19 protein-coding genes are annotated in these 18988 nt (G+C 73.1%); 11 read left to right on the forward strand and 8 right to left on the reverse strand.

Annotated features, from left to right (window positions below; all coding sequences use genetic code 11):
- Positions 1 to 4: 4 nt before the first annotated feature.
- From MED15_RS20335 to fabG, 3 genes are all read right to left on the reverse strand, one after another.
- A complete protein-coding gene (locus MED15_RS20335; RefSeq protein WP_112582966.1) occupies positions 5 to 1033 on the reverse strand; it encodes a ferrochelatase in 1029 nt (342 codons plus the stop codon).
- Between the two features lie 100 nt (positions 1034 to 1133).
- Positions 1134 to 1901: an enoyl-ACP reductase FabI gene (gene fabI / locus MED15_RS20340; protein WP_091403861.1), complete on the reverse strand. Its 768-nt coding sequence runs from the start codon at positions 1899 to 1901 to the stop codon at positions 1134 to 1136.
- A gap of 27 nt (positions 1902 to 1928) precedes the next feature.
- On the reverse strand, positions 1929 to 2633 hold the full coding sequence (gene fabG, locus MED15_RS20345; protein WP_091403857.1) for a 3-oxoacyl-ACP reductase FabG: 705 nt from the start codon (positions 2631 to 2633) through the stop codon (positions 1929 to 1931).
- A 155-nt stretch (positions 2634 to 2788) separates the two neighbouring features.
- Here fabG and MED15_RS20350 point away from each other — a divergent pair, with 155 nt between their 5' ends.
- The 4 genes from MED15_RS20350 (at position 2789) to MED15_RS20365 (ending at position 6944) form a co-directional block, all read left to right on the forward strand.
- Positions 2789 to 4018, forward strand: coding sequence for a sensor histidine kinase (locus MED15_RS20350; protein ID WP_146766735.1), 1230 nt, complete (start codon positions 2789 to 2791; stop codon positions 4016 to 4018).
- On the forward strand, positions 4015 to 4677 hold the full coding sequence (locus MED15_RS20355) for a response regulator (protein WP_091403852.1): 663 nt from the start codon (positions 4015 to 4017) through the stop codon (positions 4675 to 4677). Before MED15_RS20350 ends, MED15_RS20355 begins: the two co-directional genes overlap by 4 nt.
- A 99-nt stretch (positions 4678 to 4776) precedes the next feature.
- The gene (locus MED15_RS20360; RefSeq protein ID WP_112736665.1) at positions 4777 to 5682 is read left to right on the forward strand and encodes an alpha/beta hydrolase; all 906 of its coding nucleotides are present in this window, start codon (positions 4777 to 4779) and stop codon (positions 5680 to 5682) included.
- The gene (locus tag MED15_RS20365) at positions 5679 to 6944 is read left to right on the forward strand and encodes an acyltransferase family protein (protein WP_112736667.1); all 1266 of its coding nucleotides are present in this window, start codon (positions 5679 to 5681) and stop codon (positions 6942 to 6944) included. Before MED15_RS20360 ends, MED15_RS20365 begins: the two co-directional genes overlap by 4 nt.
- Positions 6945 to 7300: 356 nt before the next feature.
- Here the strand turns inward: MED15_RS20365 and MED15_RS20375 are convergent, their stop codons facing one another.
- The 3 genes from MED15_RS20375 to MED15_RS20385 are packed head-to-tail and all read right to left on the reverse strand — an operon-like array spanning position 7301 to position 10325.
- Positions 7301 to 8251 (reverse strand): VWA domain-containing protein, encoded by a 951-nt coding sequence (locus tag MED15_RS20375; RefSeq protein ID WP_091403838.1) that lies wholly within the window; start codon positions 8249 to 8251, stop codon positions 7301 to 7303.
- On the reverse strand, positions 8248 to 9249 hold the full coding sequence (locus tag MED15_RS20380; RefSeq protein ID WP_112725148.1) for a DUF58 domain-containing protein: 1002 nt from the start codon (positions 9247 to 9249) through the stop codon (positions 8248 to 8250). The genes MED15_RS20375 and MED15_RS20380 overlap by 4 nt, the downstream gene beginning before the upstream one ends.
- The gene (locus MED15_RS20385) at positions 9228 to 10325 is read right to left on the reverse strand and encodes an AAA family ATPase (RefSeq protein WP_112582960.1); all 1098 of its coding nucleotides are present in this window, start codon (positions 10323 to 10325) and stop codon (positions 9228 to 9230) included. The genes MED15_RS20380 and MED15_RS20385 overlap by 22 nt, the downstream gene beginning before the upstream one ends.
- 241 nt (positions 10326 to 10566) lie before the next feature.
- Between MED15_RS20385 and MED15_RS20390 the strand changes: the two genes are divergently transcribed.
- The 5 genes from MED15_RS20390 to MED15_RS20410 all read left to right on the forward strand — a co-directional run bounded on the left by MED15_RS20390 (position 10567) and on the right by MED15_RS20410 (position 14504).
- The gene (locus MED15_RS20390; protein WP_112699656.1) at positions 10567 to 10797 is read left to right on the forward strand and encodes a hypothetical protein; all 231 of its coding nucleotides are present in this window, start codon (positions 10567 to 10569) and stop codon (positions 10795 to 10797) included.
- Positions 10798 to 11039: 242 nt separating this feature from the next.
- The gene (locus tag MED15_RS20395; RefSeq protein WP_181541668.1) at positions 11040 to 11573 is read left to right on the forward strand and encodes a PH domain-containing protein; all 534 of its coding nucleotides are present in this window, start codon (positions 11040 to 11042) and stop codon (positions 11571 to 11573) included.
- 43 nt (positions 11574 to 11616) lie between these two features.
- The gene (locus MED15_RS20400) at positions 11617 to 13128 is read left to right on the forward strand and encodes a PH domain-containing protein (RefSeq protein ID WP_112736669.1); all 1512 of its coding nucleotides are present in this window, start codon (positions 11617 to 11619) and stop codon (positions 13126 to 13128) included.
- Positions 13129 to 13182: 54 nt separating this feature from the next.
- The gene (locus MED15_RS20405) at positions 13183 to 13530 is read left to right on the forward strand and encodes a PadR family transcriptional regulator (RefSeq protein ID WP_112582958.1); all 348 of its coding nucleotides are present in this window, start codon (positions 13183 to 13185) and stop codon (positions 13528 to 13530) included.
- A complete protein-coding gene (locus tag MED15_RS20410; RefSeq protein WP_112699654.1) occupies positions 13527 to 14504 on the forward strand; it encodes a hypothetical protein in 978 nt (325 codons plus the stop codon). Before MED15_RS20405 ends, MED15_RS20410 begins: the two co-directional genes overlap by 4 nt.
- A gap of 27 nt (positions 14505 to 14531) precedes the next feature.
- On the opposite strand, the gene MED15_RS20415 is transcribed toward MED15_RS20410, so the two are convergent.
- Positions 14532 to 15617 carry a phosphatase PAP2 family protein gene (locus tag MED15_RS20415; RefSeq protein ID WP_244220519.1) on the reverse strand — a complete coding sequence of 362 codons (1086 nt, stop codon included), beginning with the start codon at positions 15615 to 15617 and terminating at the stop codon, positions 14532 to 14534.
- 127 nt (positions 15618 to 15744) lie between these two features.
- Here MED15_RS20415 and MED15_RS20420 point away from each other — a divergent pair, with 127 nt between their 5' ends.
- A complete protein-coding gene (locus tag MED15_RS20420; protein ID WP_112699652.1) occupies positions 15745 to 16149 on the forward strand; it encodes a thioesterase family protein in 405 nt (134 codons plus the stop codon).
- Complete coding sequence (locus MED15_RS20425) at positions 16146 to 16976, forward strand: MBL fold metallo-hydrolase (protein WP_112736671.1); 831 nt, start codon at positions 16146 to 16148, stop codon at positions 16974 to 16976. Before MED15_RS20420 ends, MED15_RS20425 begins: the two co-directional genes overlap by 4 nt.
- Positions 16977 to 16990: 14 nt before the next feature.
- On the opposite strand, the gene MED15_RS20430 is transcribed toward MED15_RS20425, so the two are convergent.
- Positions 16991 to 18817, reverse strand: coding sequence for an alpha-galactosidase (locus MED15_RS20430; RefSeq protein WP_146766736.1), 1827 nt, complete (start codon positions 18815 to 18817; stop codon positions 16991 to 16993).
- Between the last annotated feature and the right edge of the window lie 171 nt (positions 18818 to 18988).

Raw genomic sequence — 18988 nt, forward strand, 5'->3', positions numbered from 1 at the left:
GAGGTCAGGGGCGACGGGTCGGCACGCAACAGACGGTGGGGCAGGTGTCCCACATGGGCAGCTCGCCCAGGCGGCGGCGCAGCTGCGCGCCGTCCGGGTCGGTCCGCTCGGTGACCAGCTCACGCACCATGGTCACGAAGCGCGGGTCGGTGCCCGGCGTGCCGGCCCGGACGAAGTCCAGGCCGAGCTGCTTCGCCGTCTCCAGCGCTTCGGTGTCCAGGTCCCACACGACCTCCAGGTGATCGGAGACGAACCCGATCGGGCTGACCACCACACCGGTGGTGCCGCCCTGCGCGAGGGCGGCCAGGTGGTCGTTGATGTCTGGCTCCAGCCACGGCACCTGCGGCGGGCCGGAGCGGCTCTGCCAGACCAGGTCGTACGCCAGGTCGGGTGCGGCGGCCGCGGCGACGAGCCGGGCGGTCTCGTGCAGCTGCGCCTCGTACCGGCCGCCGTGCGGGCCGGCGTTCGCCGCCATCGAGTTGGGGATGGAGTGGGCGGTGAAGACCAGCCGGGTGGTGTCCCGCTTCGCCGGGTCGAGCTGACCCAGCGCCGCCCGGACCGCGTCGACGTGCGGCTCGACGAAGCCGGGGTGGTCCCAGAACTGACGCAGCTTCTCGATCACCGGGGCGTCCGGGCCGACGGCGGCACGGGCGGCGGCGATGTCCTCCTGGTACTGCCGGCAGGACGAGTAGCCGCCGTACGCGCTGGTGACGAAGGCCAGCGCCCGGGTGATCCCGTCGTCGCGCATCTGGGTCACGGTGTCGGCGAGCATCGGGTCCCAGTTGCGGTTGCCCCAGTAGATGGGCAGGTCGACACCGTGCGCGGCGAAGTCGGCGCGGACGGCGGCGAGCAGGTCCCGGCACTGCTGGTTGATCGGGGACACCCCGCCGAAGTGCTGGTAGTGCTCGGCGACCTCGACCAGTCGTTCGGGAGGCACACCCCGGCCCCGGGTCACGTTCTGCAGAAACGGCATCACGTCCTCGGGCCGTTCGGGCCCGCCGAAAGACACCAGCACCACCGCGTCGTACGACATGGGGTCATTCTTGCCCCTCGACCGGGACGTCCCGGCGACGCCCCCTGGTCCGGACGCGTAGATCACGCGGACGGTGACCAGGGAGCGTCAAGGTGCAGCGTCAGGAGCCGATGGCGTGGTAGCCGCCGTCGACGTGGACGATCTCGCCGGTGGTGGCCGGGAACCAGTCGGAGAGCAGCGCAAGGCAGGCCCGCGCGGCGGGCTCCTGGTCGGTGAGGCTCCAACCCAGCGGGGCACGCTCGGCCCAGGCGTCCTCGAACTGGTCGAAGCCGGGGATCGACTTCGCGGCGATGGTGCGCAGCGGCCCGGCGGCGACCAGGTTGCTGCGGATGCCCTGCTTGCCCAGGTGCAGCGCCAGGTAGCGGGACGCGGACTCCAGGCCGGCCTTGGCCACGCCCATCCAGTCGTAGACCGGCCACGCCTTCGTCGCGTCGAAGGTCAGGCCGACCACCGCGCCGCCGGGCGACATCAGCGGCAGCGCCGCCATGGCCAGCGACTTGTACGAGAAGGTGGAGACGTGCAGCGCGGTCGCCACGTCCTCCCAGGGCGCGTCGAGGAAGCCGCCGCCCAGGCAGCTCTGCGGGGCGAAGCCGATCGAGTGCACGACACCGTCGAGGCCGTCGACGTGCTCGCGTACCCGGTCGGCGAGGCCGGCCAGGTGCTCGGTGTTGGTGACGTCCACCTCGATGACCGGCGCCGGCTCGGGCAGCCGCTTGGCGATCCGCTCGACCAGGGAGAGCCGGCCGTAGCCGGTGAGCACGACCTGCGCGCCATTTTCCTGAGCGAGCTTCGCCACCGAGAAGGCGATCGAGGCGTCGGTGATGACACCGGTGACGAGCAGTCGCTTACCGGCGAGCAGTCCGGACATCGCTGATTTCCTCCGTAATCAAAAGGGTTAGTGGCCCATGCCGAGGCCGCCGTCGACCGGGATGACGGCGCCGGAGACGTACCCGGCGCTGTCCGAGGCCAGCCAGGTGACCACGGCGGCGACCTCGTCCGGGCTGGCCATCCGGCCGGCCGGGATGGACTTGAGGATCTCCGCCTTGCGGTCGCCGGAGAGGCCGGCGGTCATGTCGGTGTCGATGAAGCCGGGCGCCACCACGTTCGCGGTGATGTTGCGGCTGCCCAGCTCCCGGGTGATCGAGCGAGCGACGCCGACGAGGCCGGCCTTGCTGGCGGCGTAGTTGACCTGCCCGGCGCCGCCGGCGAGGCCGACCACCGAGGAGATGAAGATCATGCGACCCCACTTGGCGCGGAGCATCTTGCCGGAGGCCCGCTTCGCGACCCGGAACGCGCCGGTGAGGTTGGTGTCCACCACGTCGGTGAACTGCTCCTCGGACATCCGCAGCAGCAGCGTGTCGGCGGTCATGCCGGCGTTGGCCACCAGCACCTCGACCGGACCCAGCTCGGCCTCGACGGCGGCGAACGCAGCGTCGATCGAGGCGGCGTCGGTGACGTCGGCGCGTACGCCGAACAGCCCGTCGGGTGCCTCGCCGCTGCGGTGGGTGACCGCCACCCGGTCGCCCTGCTTGGCGAAGGCCTGCGCGATGGCCAGGCCGATCCCCCGGTTGCCCCCGGTCACCAGCACGGTACGGGCCACTGTTCCCCCTTGCGAATGGTCAGCACGGACGCGTCGGAGCCTAGGCGTTACCGGCAGGTAAGCGCTAACGGGAGTCGCGTCACACTGGGGTACGACACCGGGATCAACCCCTGGTGGCACGCCTCGTGGCGGGGTCGGCCCGTAGCCTCCGGGTGGTGAACCGGCATCCGATCGCGGTGGCCCTGCGGGCCCTACGGCAGACACTGCTCGGCCCGGACGCCCGGCCCGAACGGCCGCTGCTGGCCCGCTGGCCCGGCCCGGCCCGCTACGCCGCGCCGGTCGGCCTGCTCGCCGCGCTCGGCCTCTTCCTGATCACGTTGACCGTGGAGAGCGACTGGGGCCTGCCGCCGCCGATCGCGCTCCTGTTCGCGGCGATGACCGTGGCGCCGCTGCTGGCGCTGCCCCGGCGTCCGCTGCTGGCCTGGCGGCTGACGGTGCTGGCCCTGCTGATCTGCACGTTCAACGCGCCGGCCGACCAGGCGTGGCCGTGGACCCCGCCGCTGGCACTCGGGTCGATCGCGGTGCTGGCGGTGGTCGTCGCACGGGTCGACCGGCCGGTGCTGGTCTGGGTGGTGACGATCAGCACGGTGCCGGTGCTCACCCTGGTCCATCCCGACAACCGGGTCCCCGTCCTGCTGCTGCTCGGCGCGCTGGCGATCGTCGGCGACCTGATCCGCCGCAACCGGCTGTCCCGGCACGCGCTGGCGGCGCAGGCCGAGCTGAGCGAACGGGAGCAGGAGCGCCGCGCGGTGCTGGAGGAACGCACCCGCATCGCCCGGGAACTGCACGACGTGGTGGCCCACCACATGTCGCTGATCGCGGTGCAGGCGGAGACCGCCCCGTACCGGCTGACGGACGTGCCGGCCCCGGCAGCCGCGGAGTTCGTCGCCATCGCCGCGTCGGCCCGCGACGCGCTCACCGACATGCGGCGGCTCCTGGGGGTGCTGCGCAGCGAGACGAGCGGGCCGCAGACCGCGCCGCAGCCGGACCTCACCGACCTGGGCGCGATGGTGGACGCGGCACGCCGGGCCGGGCTGCCGGTCACTCTGGACGCCGAGCCGGTGGACGACGACCGGGTGCCCGCGCCGGTCGGGCTGGCCGCGTACCGCATCGTCCAGGAGGGCCTGGCCAACGCGGCCCGCCACGCTGCCGGCGCCGCGGTGCGGGTCACCGTCCGCGTCGGCCGGTCCGGTCTGGGAGTACGCGTCGAGAACTCCCCCGCCGACGTCCGACCGACCGCCGACGGCGGCTCCGGGCACGGGCTGACCGGCATGCGGGAACGGGCCACCTCGCTGGGCGGTACGTTCACCGCCGGGCCGCTGCCCGACGGGGGTTACGCGGTGGCGGCCGAGTTGCCGTACGACGCGGAGGGCGGGGACCGATGATCCGGGTGCTGATCGCCGACGACCAGGCGATGGTCCGGCAGGGTTTCGGCGCGCTGCTCGCCGCCCAACCGGATCTGCTGGTGGTCGGGGACGCCGCCGACGGCGCGCAGGCGGTGGCCGCCGCCCGCCACCTCGACCCGGACGTGGTGCTGATGGACGTGCGGATGCCGGTCATGGACGGGCTGGAGGCCACCCGCAAGTTGCTCGGTGACCGGTCGACGCAGCGACCCCGGGTGCTCATCCTCACCACCTTCGACCTGGACGACTACGTGTACGAGGCGCTGCGCGCCGGGGCCAGCGGGTTCCTGCTCAAGGACGCCCCGGCGGCCGATCTGGTGCAGGCGGTGCGGGTGGTGGCGGCCGGGGACGCGCTGCTCGCCCCGGGGGTCACCCGTCGGCTGATCGCCGAGTTCGCGGCCCGTCCGGACCGTCGCCGCCCACGCCCCACCGACCTGGCCGGGCTCACCCCACGCGAGACCGAGGTGCTGCGGTTGATCGCGCGGGGCCGCAACAACGCGGAGATCGCGGGTGACCTGGTGGTGGCCGAGCAGACAGTGAAGACGCACGTCGGGCGGATCCTGGCCAAGCTGGGTCTGCGCGACCGGGCCCAGGCCGTGGTGCTGGCGTACGAGACGGGTCTGGTGGCCGCCGGCGAGTAGCCCTGTGGAGCCAGCCCGGGAACGGCTCTGCGGGACGACGACCCGGCCCCGCCCCTGGGCGCAATCTCCCTCCGAACGACATTCCGGAGGGAGAACGTGATGCGACGACGAGGTGCCAGCCGGGTCGCGATGGCCGCGCTGCTCGGCGTGAACCTGGTTCTGCCGACCCGACCCGAGCCGGCCACTGCGGCGGGGTTCGTCGAGGCGTACCCAGTGATGGCGGCGGCGATGCGCGCGGCCGGCCCCCCGTACGCGGACTGGGCGGCCGACGGACGCCGGTTCCTGCTGTTCGACGAACGCGGTGACGGCCGCGCGGTCGAGGTGTTCGGCGACCTCGCCGACGCGGACCGGATCGCGGTGCTGGTGCCGGGGGTCGGCAGCACCCTCGCCGACTTCGACAGGGGGTTGGGCGGTGTGGCCCGGCGGGCGCCGGCGGTGCAGGCCGGGCAGCTCTACCGGGAGCTGCGGGCGACCGACCCGGCGGCGCGGGTCGCGGTGCTGGCCTGGCTCGGCTACGACCCGCCCGACGGGGCGTTGACCGCCGCCGGTGGCGTCAGCGCGCGGCGCGGCGCGGCCGGCCTGGCCACGCTGCTGAGGGAGCTGGCCGGGCGGCGTCCGGCGGCGACGATCACGCTGGTCGGGCACAGCTACGGGTCGCTGGTGGTGTCGCTGGCGGCGACGGAGGCCCCTACCCAGGTCACCGACGTGGTCAGCCTCGGCGGCGTCGGCGCCGGGGTGCAGCGCGCCGACGACCTGCCCGGCGGGCGGCGGTTCTGGGCGGCCGAGGCGCCGACCGACTGGATCCGCCGGGTACCGCCGGTGCGCCTGCCCGGCCTGGGTTTCGGCCGACGACCCGGTGATCCGGCGTTCGGTGCCCGACCCCTGCCGGTGGGTGGGGTGGCGGGGCACGACGGCTACCTCGCGCCGGGCAGCGCCGCGCTGGTCGCGGTGGCGGCGGTCGTGTTGGGCGGCGTCGACGCCGACCGGATCGGGGACGCCCGGTGAGCCGGGACCGTGCCGTCGACGCGCTGCGGGCGTACGCCATCGGCGGGGTGGTGCTGGGGCACTGGCTGGTCACCGGGTTGGTGTTGACCGGCGACGGCGGGCTGCACCAGGCCAGTCCGCTGACCGCCCTGCCCGACCTGGCCCCGACGACCTGGGTGTTGCAGACGCTCGGGTTGTTCTTCTTCACCGCCGGGTTCGGCTCGACCCGCTCGCTGGCCCGCTGTCCGGGCGGCGCGGGCGGCTGGCTGGCCGGTCGGTTGCGCCGGCTGCTGCTGCCCACCGTGGCGCTGCTCGGTGTGGGGGCCGCCGTGCTGCTCGCCGCCACCGTCCTCGGCACCTCGGACGACACGCTCGCCGTCGCGCTGCGGCTGGCGGTCAGCCCGCTGTGGTTCCTGCTACCGCTGGTGATCCTGGTCGCGGTGACCGGCCCGCTGCGCGTCGCCGTACGCCGGTGGGGGGTGGCGCGGTGCGGGGCACCGGCGGTGGCCGTGGTGGCCGCTGTCGACCTGGCCGTCCGGCTGCTGCCGTCCGGCACCGACCTGCCCCCGGTCACCGTGCTGACGGCCTGGTCGGTGCCGTACCTGCTGGGTGTGGCGCACGCCGACGGGCGACTGGACGGCCGGCGGGCGGGCGGCACGTTGGCGGCCGGTGGGGCGGTCGCGCTGGCGGCGCTGCTGGCGCTGGGCTACCCGGTGAGCGCAGTCGGCGTGCCCGGGGCCGGGGTGTCCAACCTGAACCCGCCGTCACTGCTGGTCGTGGCGCTGGCGGTGACCCAGGTCGGGCTGGGGCTGCTCGCCCGGCCGGCACTGCACCGGCTGCTGACCCGGCCGCTGCCGGGCGCAGCGGTGACCGCTGTGAACCGGTCCGCCGTCCGGATCTACCTGTGGCACCAGCCGGTACTGGTGGCGGTGACAGCGCTCACCGCCCGCGGCGGGCTGGCCCTGCCCGGTCTGCACACCGCCCCGGACGGCCCGCTGTGGGTGCTAGCGCGCTGCTGCTGGCTGCCGTTGCTCGCCATGGTGCTGGTCACTGTGGTGCGGGTCGGGCAGCCGAGGTCGTTTCGGCGAGGCGTACGCGCTGGTGGCGAGCGGCGTCGCCAACCGGGCGGTGGAGGGGTCGCCGGCCGGTCGGCCGAGTGCGTTCCGCCGGCACCGCAGGTGTACGATCATCGACGTTCCGGCCCGCCCGACTTGCAGGAGGTGATCGCTGTGCGAGATAGCGATCCTCCCAGTCGTGGCCGGGCCGATGGTCAGTCCCGCTGAGCCACGACTCAGTCTGGTGAGCTGACCCCGCTCCGCTCCCCACCACGTCGGCACCTGCCGAGGTGAGTGTGCCGCGCCGCCCGATCCCGGGCGGTCGCCGGGAGCCGCCCGGTCACGACTTCGTGTGCGCGTCCCCACCCCCTGCGGTCCGCCCCCGCACGCGGACCGTCCAGCCGCCACCCGGAGCCGTCCATGAGCCGCTACGTCGCCCCGCTGGGCTTCACCCTCGCCGCCGTCTGGGTGGCCATCGTCTTCGTGCTCGCCGGTGGCGGTCACTGACCGCTCCGAATCGGCGGCGGCTGGCGCTGCCCCGTGCTGGTGCCGGCGGCGGTCCCTGACCGCCGCCGGCGCACCGGCTACAGCATCCGGGACGACCAGAGCAGACTGAACGCGCCAGCACAGAGCGCCAGCAGCAACGCCACCCCGGCGTACCACTGGGTCACCTCACGCGGCTCGGTGCGGAACCCGATCGAGCTGCCCATGTCCTGATAGACCTGCTTCAGCTCGCTCACCGAGGCCGCCTCGTAGAAGTAACCCTCGGTGGTCTCGGCCAGCTCGGCGAGGGCCAACCGGTCCACCGGCACCCGCTGCAACTGCCCGCCGATGTCGACCTGCCCGGTGTCGGTGCCGAAGGCGATGGTGGAGACCGGAACGTTGGCGGCCTGCGCGGCCGCCGCCGCCTCCTCCACCGCCCGACCGGAAGTCCGGAAGCCGTCGGAGAGCAGCACGATCCGGGCCGGCGGAATGCCCGCCGCGCCATCGGTAGGCACCGACCGGATCGCCTCCAGGCAGGTGAACACCGCCTCGCCGGTCGCTGTCGCCTCGGCCAGCACCAGCCCGTCGATGGCGCTGGTCACCGCGTCCCGGTCCTTGCCCGGCGGCACCAGCACGTTGGCCGCCTTGGCGAACGACACGAGGCCCAGGTTGTAGCTCTCCGGCAGCTCACTGACGAACTGCTTGGCCGCCTCCTGGGCCGCCTCCAGCCGGTTCGGCGCCACGTCGTCGGCCTGCATCGACAACGACACGTCGATGGCGAGCATCACTGTGGCCCGCTCCAGCGGCTCCTTGGTGTCCACAGCGGGACGGGCCAGCGCGGTGGCCAGCACCAGCAGGCAGAGCAGGAACGCGGTCGCGGGGACGTGCCGACGCCAGCCCAGGCCCTTCGGCGCGACCGTACGCAGCAGGTCCACATTGGTGAACCGCATCGCGTACGCCCGGCGGTGCAGCTGCCGCCAGACGTAGAACGCGGCGAGGGCGAAGACCGGCAGCACAGCCAGCAGCCACCACGGTTGCAGAAAACGGATCATCGTGTCGTCCCCCGGGTGCGGGCGTGCCGCTGCGCGGCAACGAATCGCACCATGTCCAGCAGCCAGTCTCGGTCGGTACGCAGACGCAGGTGGGCCGCGCCGGCGCCGCGTAGGGCGGCGGCGATCGTGGCCCGTTGGGCGGTGGCGGCCTCGGCGTAGCGCTGCCGCAGCCGTGGGTCGGCGGTCTGCACCTCGTGCAGCTCGCCGCTCTCCGGGTCGACCACCGGCAACACGCCCACGTCGGGTAGCTCCAGCTCACGCGGGTCGACCACCTCGATCGCCAGCACGTCGTGGCGGACGCGCAGCTTGCGCATCGGCCGCGCCCACTGCTCGGCCGGCGCGAGGAAGTCCGAGACCACCACTGCCACCCCGCGACGGCGGGGCGGACGGTTGAGCATCTCGATCAGGGCGCCCAGATCACCACGGCCGGGCTGGATGGCGGTGCCGGCGACCGTACGCAACAGGCCCTGCGCCTCCTTGCGACCGGAACGGGCCGGCAGGCGGGTGAGCACCCCGGGCCCGGCCGGTGGCGGCGTGCCCCGCCAGCGTCGGGCCGGGGCGGACGCGCCGCCGCCGGTGCCGATGACAGCGCCGATCCGGTTGCCGCCGCGCACCGTCAGGTGGGTGATGGCGGCCGCGGCGGCGACCACCACCTCGCGCTTGAGCCACTGCCCGGTGCCGAAGTCCAGGCTGGCGGACAGGTCGAGGGCCAGCCAGGTCTCCAGCTCCCGGTCGGCGACCGTACGCCGCACGTGCGGTGTGGTGGTCCGGGCCGTGACCGGCCAGTCCATCCGGCGCACGTCGTCACCGGGGCGGTACTCCCGGGACTCACCCGCCTCACTGCCCGGTCCGGGCAACAGGCCGGCGTAGTCGCCCTGGAGCAGGCCGTCGAGCTTGCGGGTGACGAGCAGCTGAAGCCGGGACAGCACGGCCTCGCTGCGGTCGGCGAGGGGTGCCGGACGAGGGGTGGGTGAGGTCACGGGCGCTGCCCGGGCCAGCCAGCGCCCGGCGGCGGCGCGATCGACTGCGGGGTGGCCTGCTGCCGGGGAGCGACCGCCGGGAGCGGGATCGTCGACATCACCCGCTGCACGATGTGGTCGGCGGGCACGTCGTCGGCGAGCGCGTCGTAGCTGAGCACCAACCGGTGCCGCAGGATGTCCGGCGCGATGTCCTGCACGTCCTGCGGCAGCGCGTAGTCACGCCCGCGCAGCAGCGCCAGGGCGCGGGTGGCCCGGACCAGACCCAGCGAGGCGCGCGGGCTGGCTCCGTACTGGATCAGTTGCGCGACGTCGGGCATCCCGTGCTCGGCCGGGGCCCGGGTGGCCAGCACCAACCGGACCGCGTAGTCGACGAGGGCGTTGTGGACGAAGACCTGGTCCGCCTTGCGTTGCAGGGCGATCAGCTCCGGGGTGTCGAACACCGCGGTCGGCTCGGGCGCGGCCACGCCCATCCGATAGACGATCTCCCGTTCCTCCGCGTCGGTCGGGTAGCCCACCACGATCTTCATGAGGAACCGGTCCCGCTGCGCCTCCGGCAGCGGGTAGACGCCCTCCTGCTCGATCGGGTTCTGGGTGGCCATCACCAGGAACGGGTCCGGCACCCGGTGGCTCTCCCCACCGATGGACACCTGCCGCTCGCTCATGACCTCCAGCAGCGCGGACTGCACCTTCGCCGGCGCCCGGTTGATCTCGTCGGCGAGCAGGAAGTTGACGAAGACCGGGCCCAACTCGACGTCGAACTTCTCGCTCGACTGCCGGTAGATCCGGGTGCCCATGATGTCGGCGGGCACCAGATCCGGGGTGAACTGGACCCGGGCGAAGGACCCACCGACGACCTTGGCGAGGGTCTCCACCGCGAGGGTCTTGGCCACCCCGGGCACGCCTTCGAGCAGGCAGTGACCGCGAGCGAGCAGCGCGACGAACATCCGCTCCACCATCCGGTCCTGCCCGACGATCACGCGTTTGATCTCGAACAGGCCCTTCTCCAGCAGGCTGGCGTCCTGCGCGGGTGTGGTCACCGGGGCAGGTGCCGCTCCGTTCGGCGTCGGGGCGTCGGGCATGGTCGGCTGGGCCACCGGTCCTCCACAGCGTTTGTCGGTCGTCGCGGCTCGTGCGGTATCAAGACTCGCACGCCTTGCTGAGTGTCGAGGTGGGGAGAAGCCGATTTTGACCGCGCCGTCCCCAGCGGCCGAATCGTGCATCGCGGGTATGCGCGCACCGGCTCGCCGCGTGTACGATTCACCCCGTCGCCGGGCGACTCCCCCCGTGGTCGCCCGGCGCTCAACTTCTCCGTCCCGCCGCCCTAGACTGGCCGGGATGAGCATCCCCTCCCCCGCCGACGAAGCCCTGGTCTGTTCGGCCCGGGGCTGCCGGTCCGCCGCCATCTGGGCGCTGGAGTGGAACAATCCCCGTCTGCACGACGCCGATCGGCGCAAGACCTGGTTGGCCTGCACCCAGCACCGGGGCAGCCTCGGTGACTTCCTCGACGCCCGAGGCTTCCTGCGTGCCGTCACTCCGGTGCCCGGATCGCCTACGCTCGACCTGTGAGCGGCGACCCTCCGGCTTCCCCCGGCACCACCTCCCCGTCCTGGCCGCCCACCCCGGCCACCGCACCACCCGGCGTCGATCCGCCGCCCGGCGCGTTCCCGGCACCCGGCACGCTCGGCCCGGAGCCCACCGCGCCGGATGTCTCGACGCCCGCCCCGCTGCCACCGGGCGCGCTGCCGCCCGGTCACCGGCCGGCATCCGCCGCCGACCAGCGGGCGCCCGACCTGCCACCCCCGGGCCTCCTGCCGCCCGAGCCCGGCGCGCTGCTGACGGCTGCGCCGGGTGGCCGGGGTCCGCTGGAGCCCTGGCCGGACACGGTCCACTGGCAGCCGATCTCCACCGATCTGATCTGGGTGGAGCTGATCCGGCTGGCGATCGTGGTCGCCATCGGGCTGGCGGTGACAGGGGTCGGCTGGGCGTTCAGCGGTCACTGGTTGTTCGGGCTCGCCGTGGCCGTCGTGCTGGTGCTCGGCGCGTGGCGGGCCGTCGCAATCGTCCGCGCGGTCCGGGCCTGGGGGTACGCCGAGCGGGAGAACGACCTGCTGGTCCGGCACGGGCTGCTGGTCCGCCGGCTCTCCATCGTGCCGTACTCGCGGATGCAGTTCGTCGACGTGAGCGCCGGGCCGTTGGAGCGCGCCTTCGACCTGGCCACCGTGCAGTTGCACACCGCGGCGGCAGCGAGCGACGCCCGGGTGCCCGGGCTGCGTCCGGCGGAGGCGTCCCGGCTGCGCGATCGACTCACCGCGCTCGGCGAGGACCGGGCGGAGGGGCTGTGAGCACCCGCGCGGGCAGCCGCCGACCGCGCCGAGGGCCGCTCCGATGAGCGACAGGCCCGCCGAGCCGAGCACCGTGCCACCCACCGGCCCGACGCCACCGGGGCCGGTGCTGCCCGCTGGCTCGGCACCTGCTGGCGCGGCACCGCCTGGGCCGGTGCCGACTGGCGCGGCACCCGATGGGCCGGCGCCGCCCGGGACGCCCGCGCCGTGGCCGGCACCACCGGGCGGCGGCGAGGGCGAACCCCGGCAGCGACTGCACCCACTCAGCCCGGTGCTGCACGGCGCCAAGTCCCTGGTCGTGGTGATCGCCGGGTTGTCCTGGTCGACGCTGTCCCGGGTGGGCTTCGGCTGGTTCGCCGCCATGGTGGCGGTGCTGGCGCTCGGCGCGACAGTGCTGTCGGTGATCAGCTGGTACAACACCGGCTACCACGTCGTCGGCCGGGAACTACGGGTGTACGAGGGGCTGCTCTGGCGGCGTACCCGGGCCATCCCGTTGGAACGGTTGCAGGCCGTGGAGGTGGTCCGGCCGCTGCTCGCCCAGCTCACCGGCCTGGCCGAGCTGCGTCTGGAAGTGGTCGGCGGGGGCAAGACCGAGGCGCCACTGGCGTACCTCGGGGTGGCCGACGCGGCAGTGCTGCGCGAGCGTCTGCTGGCGCTGGCCGGGCGGGTGGCGCAGCAGCCCGCGCCCGGCGACGCGGCGGCCCCGGTGGCCCCGGGTGCGACGGCGCCACCGGCGGTCGTGCCGGGCCGGCCACTGCATGCGGTACGTAACCAGAGCCTGCTGATCAGCCAACTGCTCACCCCGCAGGCGTTCCTGCTCCCGTTCGGTGTGGCCTTCGTCGTGGTGCAGTTCCTCACCGCCGGTTCGTGGTCGTTCGTCGCGGTGGCGAGCACCCTGACCGCGATGGCGGGTGTACTGCTGCAACCGATCCGCCGGGTCCTCGACGACTGGAACTTCCGGCTGGCCCGCGACGGCGGCACGCTGCGGGTGCACAACGGCCTGCTGGAGACGCGGGCGCAGACCGTGCCGCTGGAGCGGGTGCAGACCGTGCGGGCCACCTGGCCGCTGCTGTGGCGGATGAAGGGCTGGCTGCGCCTGCGGCTGGAGGTGGCCGGCTACTCCGTCACGGAGGCCGACGACCGCAACCGGCCCGACCGGCTGCTGCCGGTCGGCGACCTGCCGACGGCGACGATGATCGTCGCCGAGGTGCTTCCCGGGGTACGCCTCGACGCGCTCACGCTGAGCCCGCCGCCGCGCCGGACCCGTTGGCTGCACCCGCTGGGCCGTGCCGCGTTCGGCGCGGGGCTGTTCGAGCGGGTCTTCGCCACCCGGTCCGGGCGGCTCACCCGGCAGTTGGTGATCGTGCCGTACGCCCGGATCCAGAGCGTGCGAGTGGTCCAGGGGCCCATCCAGCGCCGTCTCGGGTTGGCCACCGTCCACGCGGACACCGCGGGCGGCTCCGGCGCCACCGCCCAGGACCGCGACCTGGCAGAGGCCTGGGCCCTGGCAGCCGACCTGACCACGAGAGCCCACCAGGCCCGCACCCAACCCTGACCCGCCACGGTCGACGTCATTGCTATATATATCGGAGTGCGATATATATAGCCCATGGACATCAGTGAGCAGACGTTCCTGATCCTCTCCGCCCTCGCCGACCAACCCCGCCACGGCTACGCGGTGGTGACAGAGGTCGACGAGATGACCGACGGCAGGATCCGGTTACGCGCCGGCACGCTCTACGGGGCCCTCGACCGCCTCGTCACCCAGGGGCTCATCGCCCCCGACCACGACGAGGTGGAGAAGGGCCGGCTGCGCCGTTTCTACAAACTGACCGACGCAGGGGCAGACGCCATCCGCGCCGAGAGCCAGCGGATGGCCACCGCGGTCCGGCTCGCCGAGGAGCGCCTCAACAAGCGTGCCGCCCGCAACGCCCCGCGCCTTGGGACCATCGGATGAGCCCGGACATCAGCCCCCTGGAACGACGATATCGGCGACTGCTGCGCCTGCTGCCGGCCACGCACCGCACCACCCGCGGTGAGGAACTGCTCGGGCTGCTGCTCGACCTCGACGACGGCCGCCGGCGCCCCAGCCGACACGAGACACTGCACATCATCGCCCTGGCGATCCGGCTGCGACTCACCACGCCCGTCACCACCACGGCCCTGACCACCGGGCTCACCGCCCTGCTCGTCGCCGCCGGCACCCAGCCCGCAGGTCACACCCTGGATTTGTTCACCGGTGCCGTCCTCGCCACCGACATGTCGGCCGTCATCGCCGGCTGGCCGCAGCTTGTCGCTCTCGGTCTGCTGCCCCTCGCACCGCTGATCGCCTGGCTGTGCGGCGCGACCCGGACCGCCCTCACCCTGCAGGCGATATTCCTGACGGCCACCGTAGGTTGGCTCGTCATCGACGTGGTCAGCGGCGCCGGCCTGGGAATCAACCCCGGCCAGCAACTCGTGGCGTCCGCCGCCCCACCGGCCCTGACCCTCGTCCTGCTCGCGATCGCCGCCCGCGAGCGGTGGGCCGTGCCCCGGCCGCGCCTGTTCTGGTGGGCCCTCGTCCCGCTCGGGATCCTCGCCTGGAAGGGCACCGGAGAGTGGGGGCGCCACGGCGTCTACGTTCCCGACGCCGTGCCGACCGTCATCGGGATCCTCACCGCCGCCGCCGTCGCTGTCGGAGCCGCCTTCGCAGTCCGCCGCCACCGGCCCGCCGTCATCATCGGTGTCGGACTCACCGGCTTCATCGCCGGATGGCTCGTCCCCGACCCGCTGCTCTCCAACACGGCGATGCGGCACTTCGACGGTCAGCCGCTGCCGCTGGCGATCCTCATCACGGTGATCGCCGCCACCATGGCCGGCATCAATCGCCTCACCCGTCGCCTCAGGCCCGAGGTGCGGTCGCTACCACCCGACGAACCCGTGCTGCGCTGAACACCAACTCCGGGGGCGCGGTGGGAGTTAGCGGTCGGCGGGGATCGCGGGGTGGGTGGTGGTGTCCGGTTCCCGTGGTGTGGAGGGCTCGGGCTCGCCGGGCCGGGGGTCGGCGGGGGTCGGCGGGACTTCCTTGGCCAGTTCCGACTTGGCGCTCGGGTGGCGGGCCCGCCAGGCCGCCCAGCCGCGCTCCGCCAGACCGACCACCAGGAACGTCAGCCCCACGTAGGCCCAGCCGACCAGCACGTCGATCACGTAGTGCTCACCCGAGTAGACCAGGGTGAAGGTCATCGCCAGCGGGTACGCGAGCAGCAGCGGCCACCAGCGACGACGGGTCGCGGTCAGGAAGAACAGCACCACGAACAACGCCCACGCGGTGTGCAGCGACGGCATCGCGGCGACCGGGTTGGAGGCGATCTGACCGGCGTTGAGGACGTTGCCGGCACCGTGCATGCCGAACGCCTTCCAACCCCGGGTCGAGATCCGGGCGACCTCGGTGAGCAGGCCGTTCTGCGCCGCCCACCAGGGCGGGGCGGCCGGGTAGATGAAGTAGGTGACCAGGCCGGCCGCGCAGAGGAAACCCCAGCGCCGCATGTACGCGGCCCAGCGGTGCCGGTCACGCAGCCAGAGCACCGCGGCGGCGGTCAGCGCCACCACGAAGTGGGAGAAGTACACCCAGCTCGCGGCGACATCCCACCAGTGCACCTGCGGGTGGTAGAGGTGCTGCTGCAACCAGACGGTGGGCACCTCGCCGCCGGTGGCCCAGCCGAACATGAACCGGTCGGCGACGATCAGCTCCATCGCGTGCGGCGTGGCCCCGTTGTCGGCGAACCCGCGCGAGAGGTTGTAGATCACGAACAGCAGCACCACCGGCACCCAGTCCCGGGCGAAGCGCAGGTGGCTGCGCCACGGCCGCTCGCTGTTCCAGGCGATGGTCGCCAGCCAGATCCAGACGAAGGCGTACGCCGGGTCGGTGGGCAGCCCGATGGCCAGCCACGCGGCGACGAAGGCGACCGCCCAGACGGTCATGGCGACGACGCGCCGACGACCCCCGTCCGGGGACGCGGGCGGGTCGGTCCGGGCGGGGGGCTGGGGGTCAGTCACGACGGCCATCGGGGTCAAGGTTAACGACGGGTGCGGCATAGACCGACGGGGACCACCCGGTGGCCGTCGTGGGTGGCCCCGCCCGGATCGTCGGGCGCGTGCTCGACGCGTCCGGCGAGCACCTAGGCTGACGACCATGCAGGAGCAGCCCGAGCCGGCCTTCGCGCCGGGTCTGACCGCCCAGGTCGAGTTGACCGTCACCGACGCGGACACCGCCCAGGCGGTCGGTTCCGGGGACGTACCGGTGCTCGGCACTCCCCGGGTGCTGGCGCTGGCCGAGGCGGCCACCGTCGCGGCGACGGCGACCGGGATGCCGCCCGGTTCGACGACAGTGGGCACCCGGGTCGAGTTGGAGCACCTGGCGCCGACAGTGGTCGGCCGGACGGTCCGCGCGCAGGCGCTGCTGACGACCGTCGACGGTCGCCGGCTGTCGTTCGAGGTCACTGTCAGCGACGGCGACCAGACGGTGGCCCGGGGCCGGGTGGACCGGATCCTGGTCGACCGGGCGCGCTTCGTCGAACGCGCCGGGCGGGCGTCGTGAACGCCGGTTTCGTCGAGGTCGCCGACCGGGTGCACGTGCTGGCCGAACCGCTGCTGCGGGTCAACGTCACACTGGTCGTCGGCGACGACGAGGCGCTACTGGTGGACACGCTCTCCTCGGCCGCCCAGGCCACCGAGCTGGCCGCGGCCGTCCGGGCGGTCACCGACCGTCCGTTGACGCTGGTGAACACCCACCACCACTACGACCACTGCTTCGGCAACGCCGTCCTGGCCGGCGACCCACCCCGCCCGGTGTACGCGCACGAACTGGCCGCCACCGCCCTCCGCGAGGAGCCGGAGCGGCTGCGCCGGGAGGCGTACGAGGAGTTGCGCACGGAGCACCCGGCGCTCGCCGCCGAGCTGGCCGACACCCCGCTGCTCGCCCCCACGCACACAGTGCACGTCGAGACGGTCCTCGACCTGGGCGGTCGACGGGTGCTGTTGCGCCACCCCGGGCGGGGGCACACCGAGGCCGACCTGGTGGTGCACGTGCCGGACGCCGACGTGTTGGTGACCGGGGACCTGGTGGAGCAGAGCGGTCCGCCCGCCTTCGAGGACTCGTACCCGTTGCAGTGGCCGGACGCGGTCGCGGATCTGCTGCGACTGACCACCGCGCGCACCGTGGTGATTCCGGGCCACGGCGACCCGGTGGACGTCGACTTCGTCCGGGCCCAGCACGCGGAGCTGGCGAAGCTGGCCTGGTTGATCCGGGCCGCGCACACCGGCAGCGCCCCGCCGGAGCGGGTGGCCGCCGAGGCCCCCTTCGGGGCCCGCCCGGCCCTGGTCGCCGCTCACCGCGGCTACCTGGAACTGACCGGCACGGCCTGACCCACCCGGCGCAGCTACACCTGGGTACGCCGCCACTGCTGGTGGGTGCCGGTGCCACACGTCCACTGGGCCAGGCGGGCACCGTCGGTGGTGGCGGCGTTGAGCACCTCCAGGCACTTGCCGCTGTGCCGGGCGACGAGCTGCACGTACCCCGAGCCGAGATCCTGGACGCGCCACTGCTGGTTGGTGCCGCCGTTGCAGCTCCACTGGATCACGCGGACCCCGTCGGCTGTGGCGCTCGCACCGCCGTTGACGTCCAGGCACTTGCCGCTGTGCACGCTGACCACCGTCTGGTAACCGCCACCCGCGTCCTGGAAGCGCCACCGCTGGTTGGGCTGACCGTTCGCGGCCCACTGCACCATCTCGGCGCCGTCGGTGGTCGCGTTGTTGTAGACGTCCAGCAGCTTGCCACTGTGTCGCGCGGTGAGGGTGTACGCGGTCGGCACCGGCACTGTGGTGTCCGGAGTCAGCCGGTACAGCCCGGCTCCGTGGGCCGGGAGCGACCGGGTGAGGGTGCCGGTCACCGTGCCGAGGGCCGCGCCGGACCACAGGTCGGTCACGGCGGCCGACCCGATGCCGAGGTCGGCGAGGTTCACCGACACCTGCGCCGCGCTGCCGTCCCTGTTGAACAGGGCGACGTACCGATCGTTGCTGCCCGGCACGTCGGCGATCCACGCCTGCCGGCTGCCGCCGTAGAGCTGACGGTTGTTGGCGCTGTTCTGGTTGACCCCGATGACCGCAGCGTTGGTCATCAACGCCAGCTCCGCGGCGCGGTTCTCGACCAGGTTGCCGCCCCACATCAGTGGCGCCCGGTTGATCGCCCAGAGTGACATCAGGGTGCGCTGCTCGTCGGGGGTCAGGTTGGAGTATCGCGGCGAGCCGACCGGCCCGTACCTGGAGAGCCGACCGATCGGAATCATGTCGGCGTCGGGCCAGGCGCCGGTGGTGCGGTACGGGGTCCAGTTGCGCAGTTGGTCGAAGAGCGCGTCCACGGACGACCAGTTGTCCCAGAGATCGTTGACGATCCGCCACATGTGGGCGTTGGCCTGGACGTGCGCGCCGTTGGCCACCGAGGTCGGGCCGGGTGACAGGCTGAGCACCATCGGGCGGCCGCTGCGCTGGATGGCCAGTCGGTATCCCTCGACCTCCGACTGTCGGTACGTCGGGGCGGCGATGTCGTCCACCTTCACGTAGTCGACTCCCCAGGACGCCAGCAGCTGGAACATCGAGTCCAGGTAGGTCTGCGCGCAGGGGTTGGCCATGTTCAGGCCCCACATCAGGTTGAGCCAGGCCGCGGTGGTGGTGCTGTTGATCTGGTTGGCGCGGCAGGTGGTGCCGAGGATCGGGACGTTGTCGGCGACCGCCTGGCGGGGAATGCCGCGCATCAGGTGGACGCCGAACTTCAGGCCCTTCGCGTGGACGTAGTCGGCGAGCGGCTTGAACCCGTTCTCGCCGGCGGCGGAGGGGAAGCGGGTGGTGTCCGGCAGCAGCCGTCCGTTGGCGTCCATCCGGAGCCGGGGTTGCAGGTTCGCGTCCTGGTTGGGGCTGTTGTTGTGCCGACCGGGGTAGTACCAGGCCCAGTCGATCACCACGTACTCCCAGCCGAACTGCCGCAGGTTGGTGCCCATGTAGTCGGCGTTGGCCCGGACGTCGGCCTCGGTGACGCTCCAGTTGAACGAGTCGTAGCTGTTCCACCCCATCGGCGGGGTGTCGGCCACCCCGTTGTCCCACGCGGCCGCCCGCTCCGGCGGGTCGGCGACGACCATCCCGGCAGCCACGAGCAGCATGACCAGCAGGGCCGCGACGCGGCGGAACGCCAGAGGTACCAGAACCACCCGCATCAGAGCCTCCCCGACGACGCGCACGCTTCCATCGTGTGTCGTCGATGTTAACGCTCACAAAGTCGGAGGTCAACCCGCGCTCCCCCGCCCCACTCCTGCCGCGATCTTGCACTTTCCGCGGCGTCGAATAAGAGCAAAACGGACCAACCGTCGGCGCGGGGGTGTGGGGTG

Source organism: Micromonospora noduli (assembly GCF_003264475.1).
Classification (GTDB): domain Bacteria; phylum Actinomycetota; class Actinomycetes; order Mycobacteriales; family Micromonosporaceae; genus Micromonospora; species Micromonospora noduli.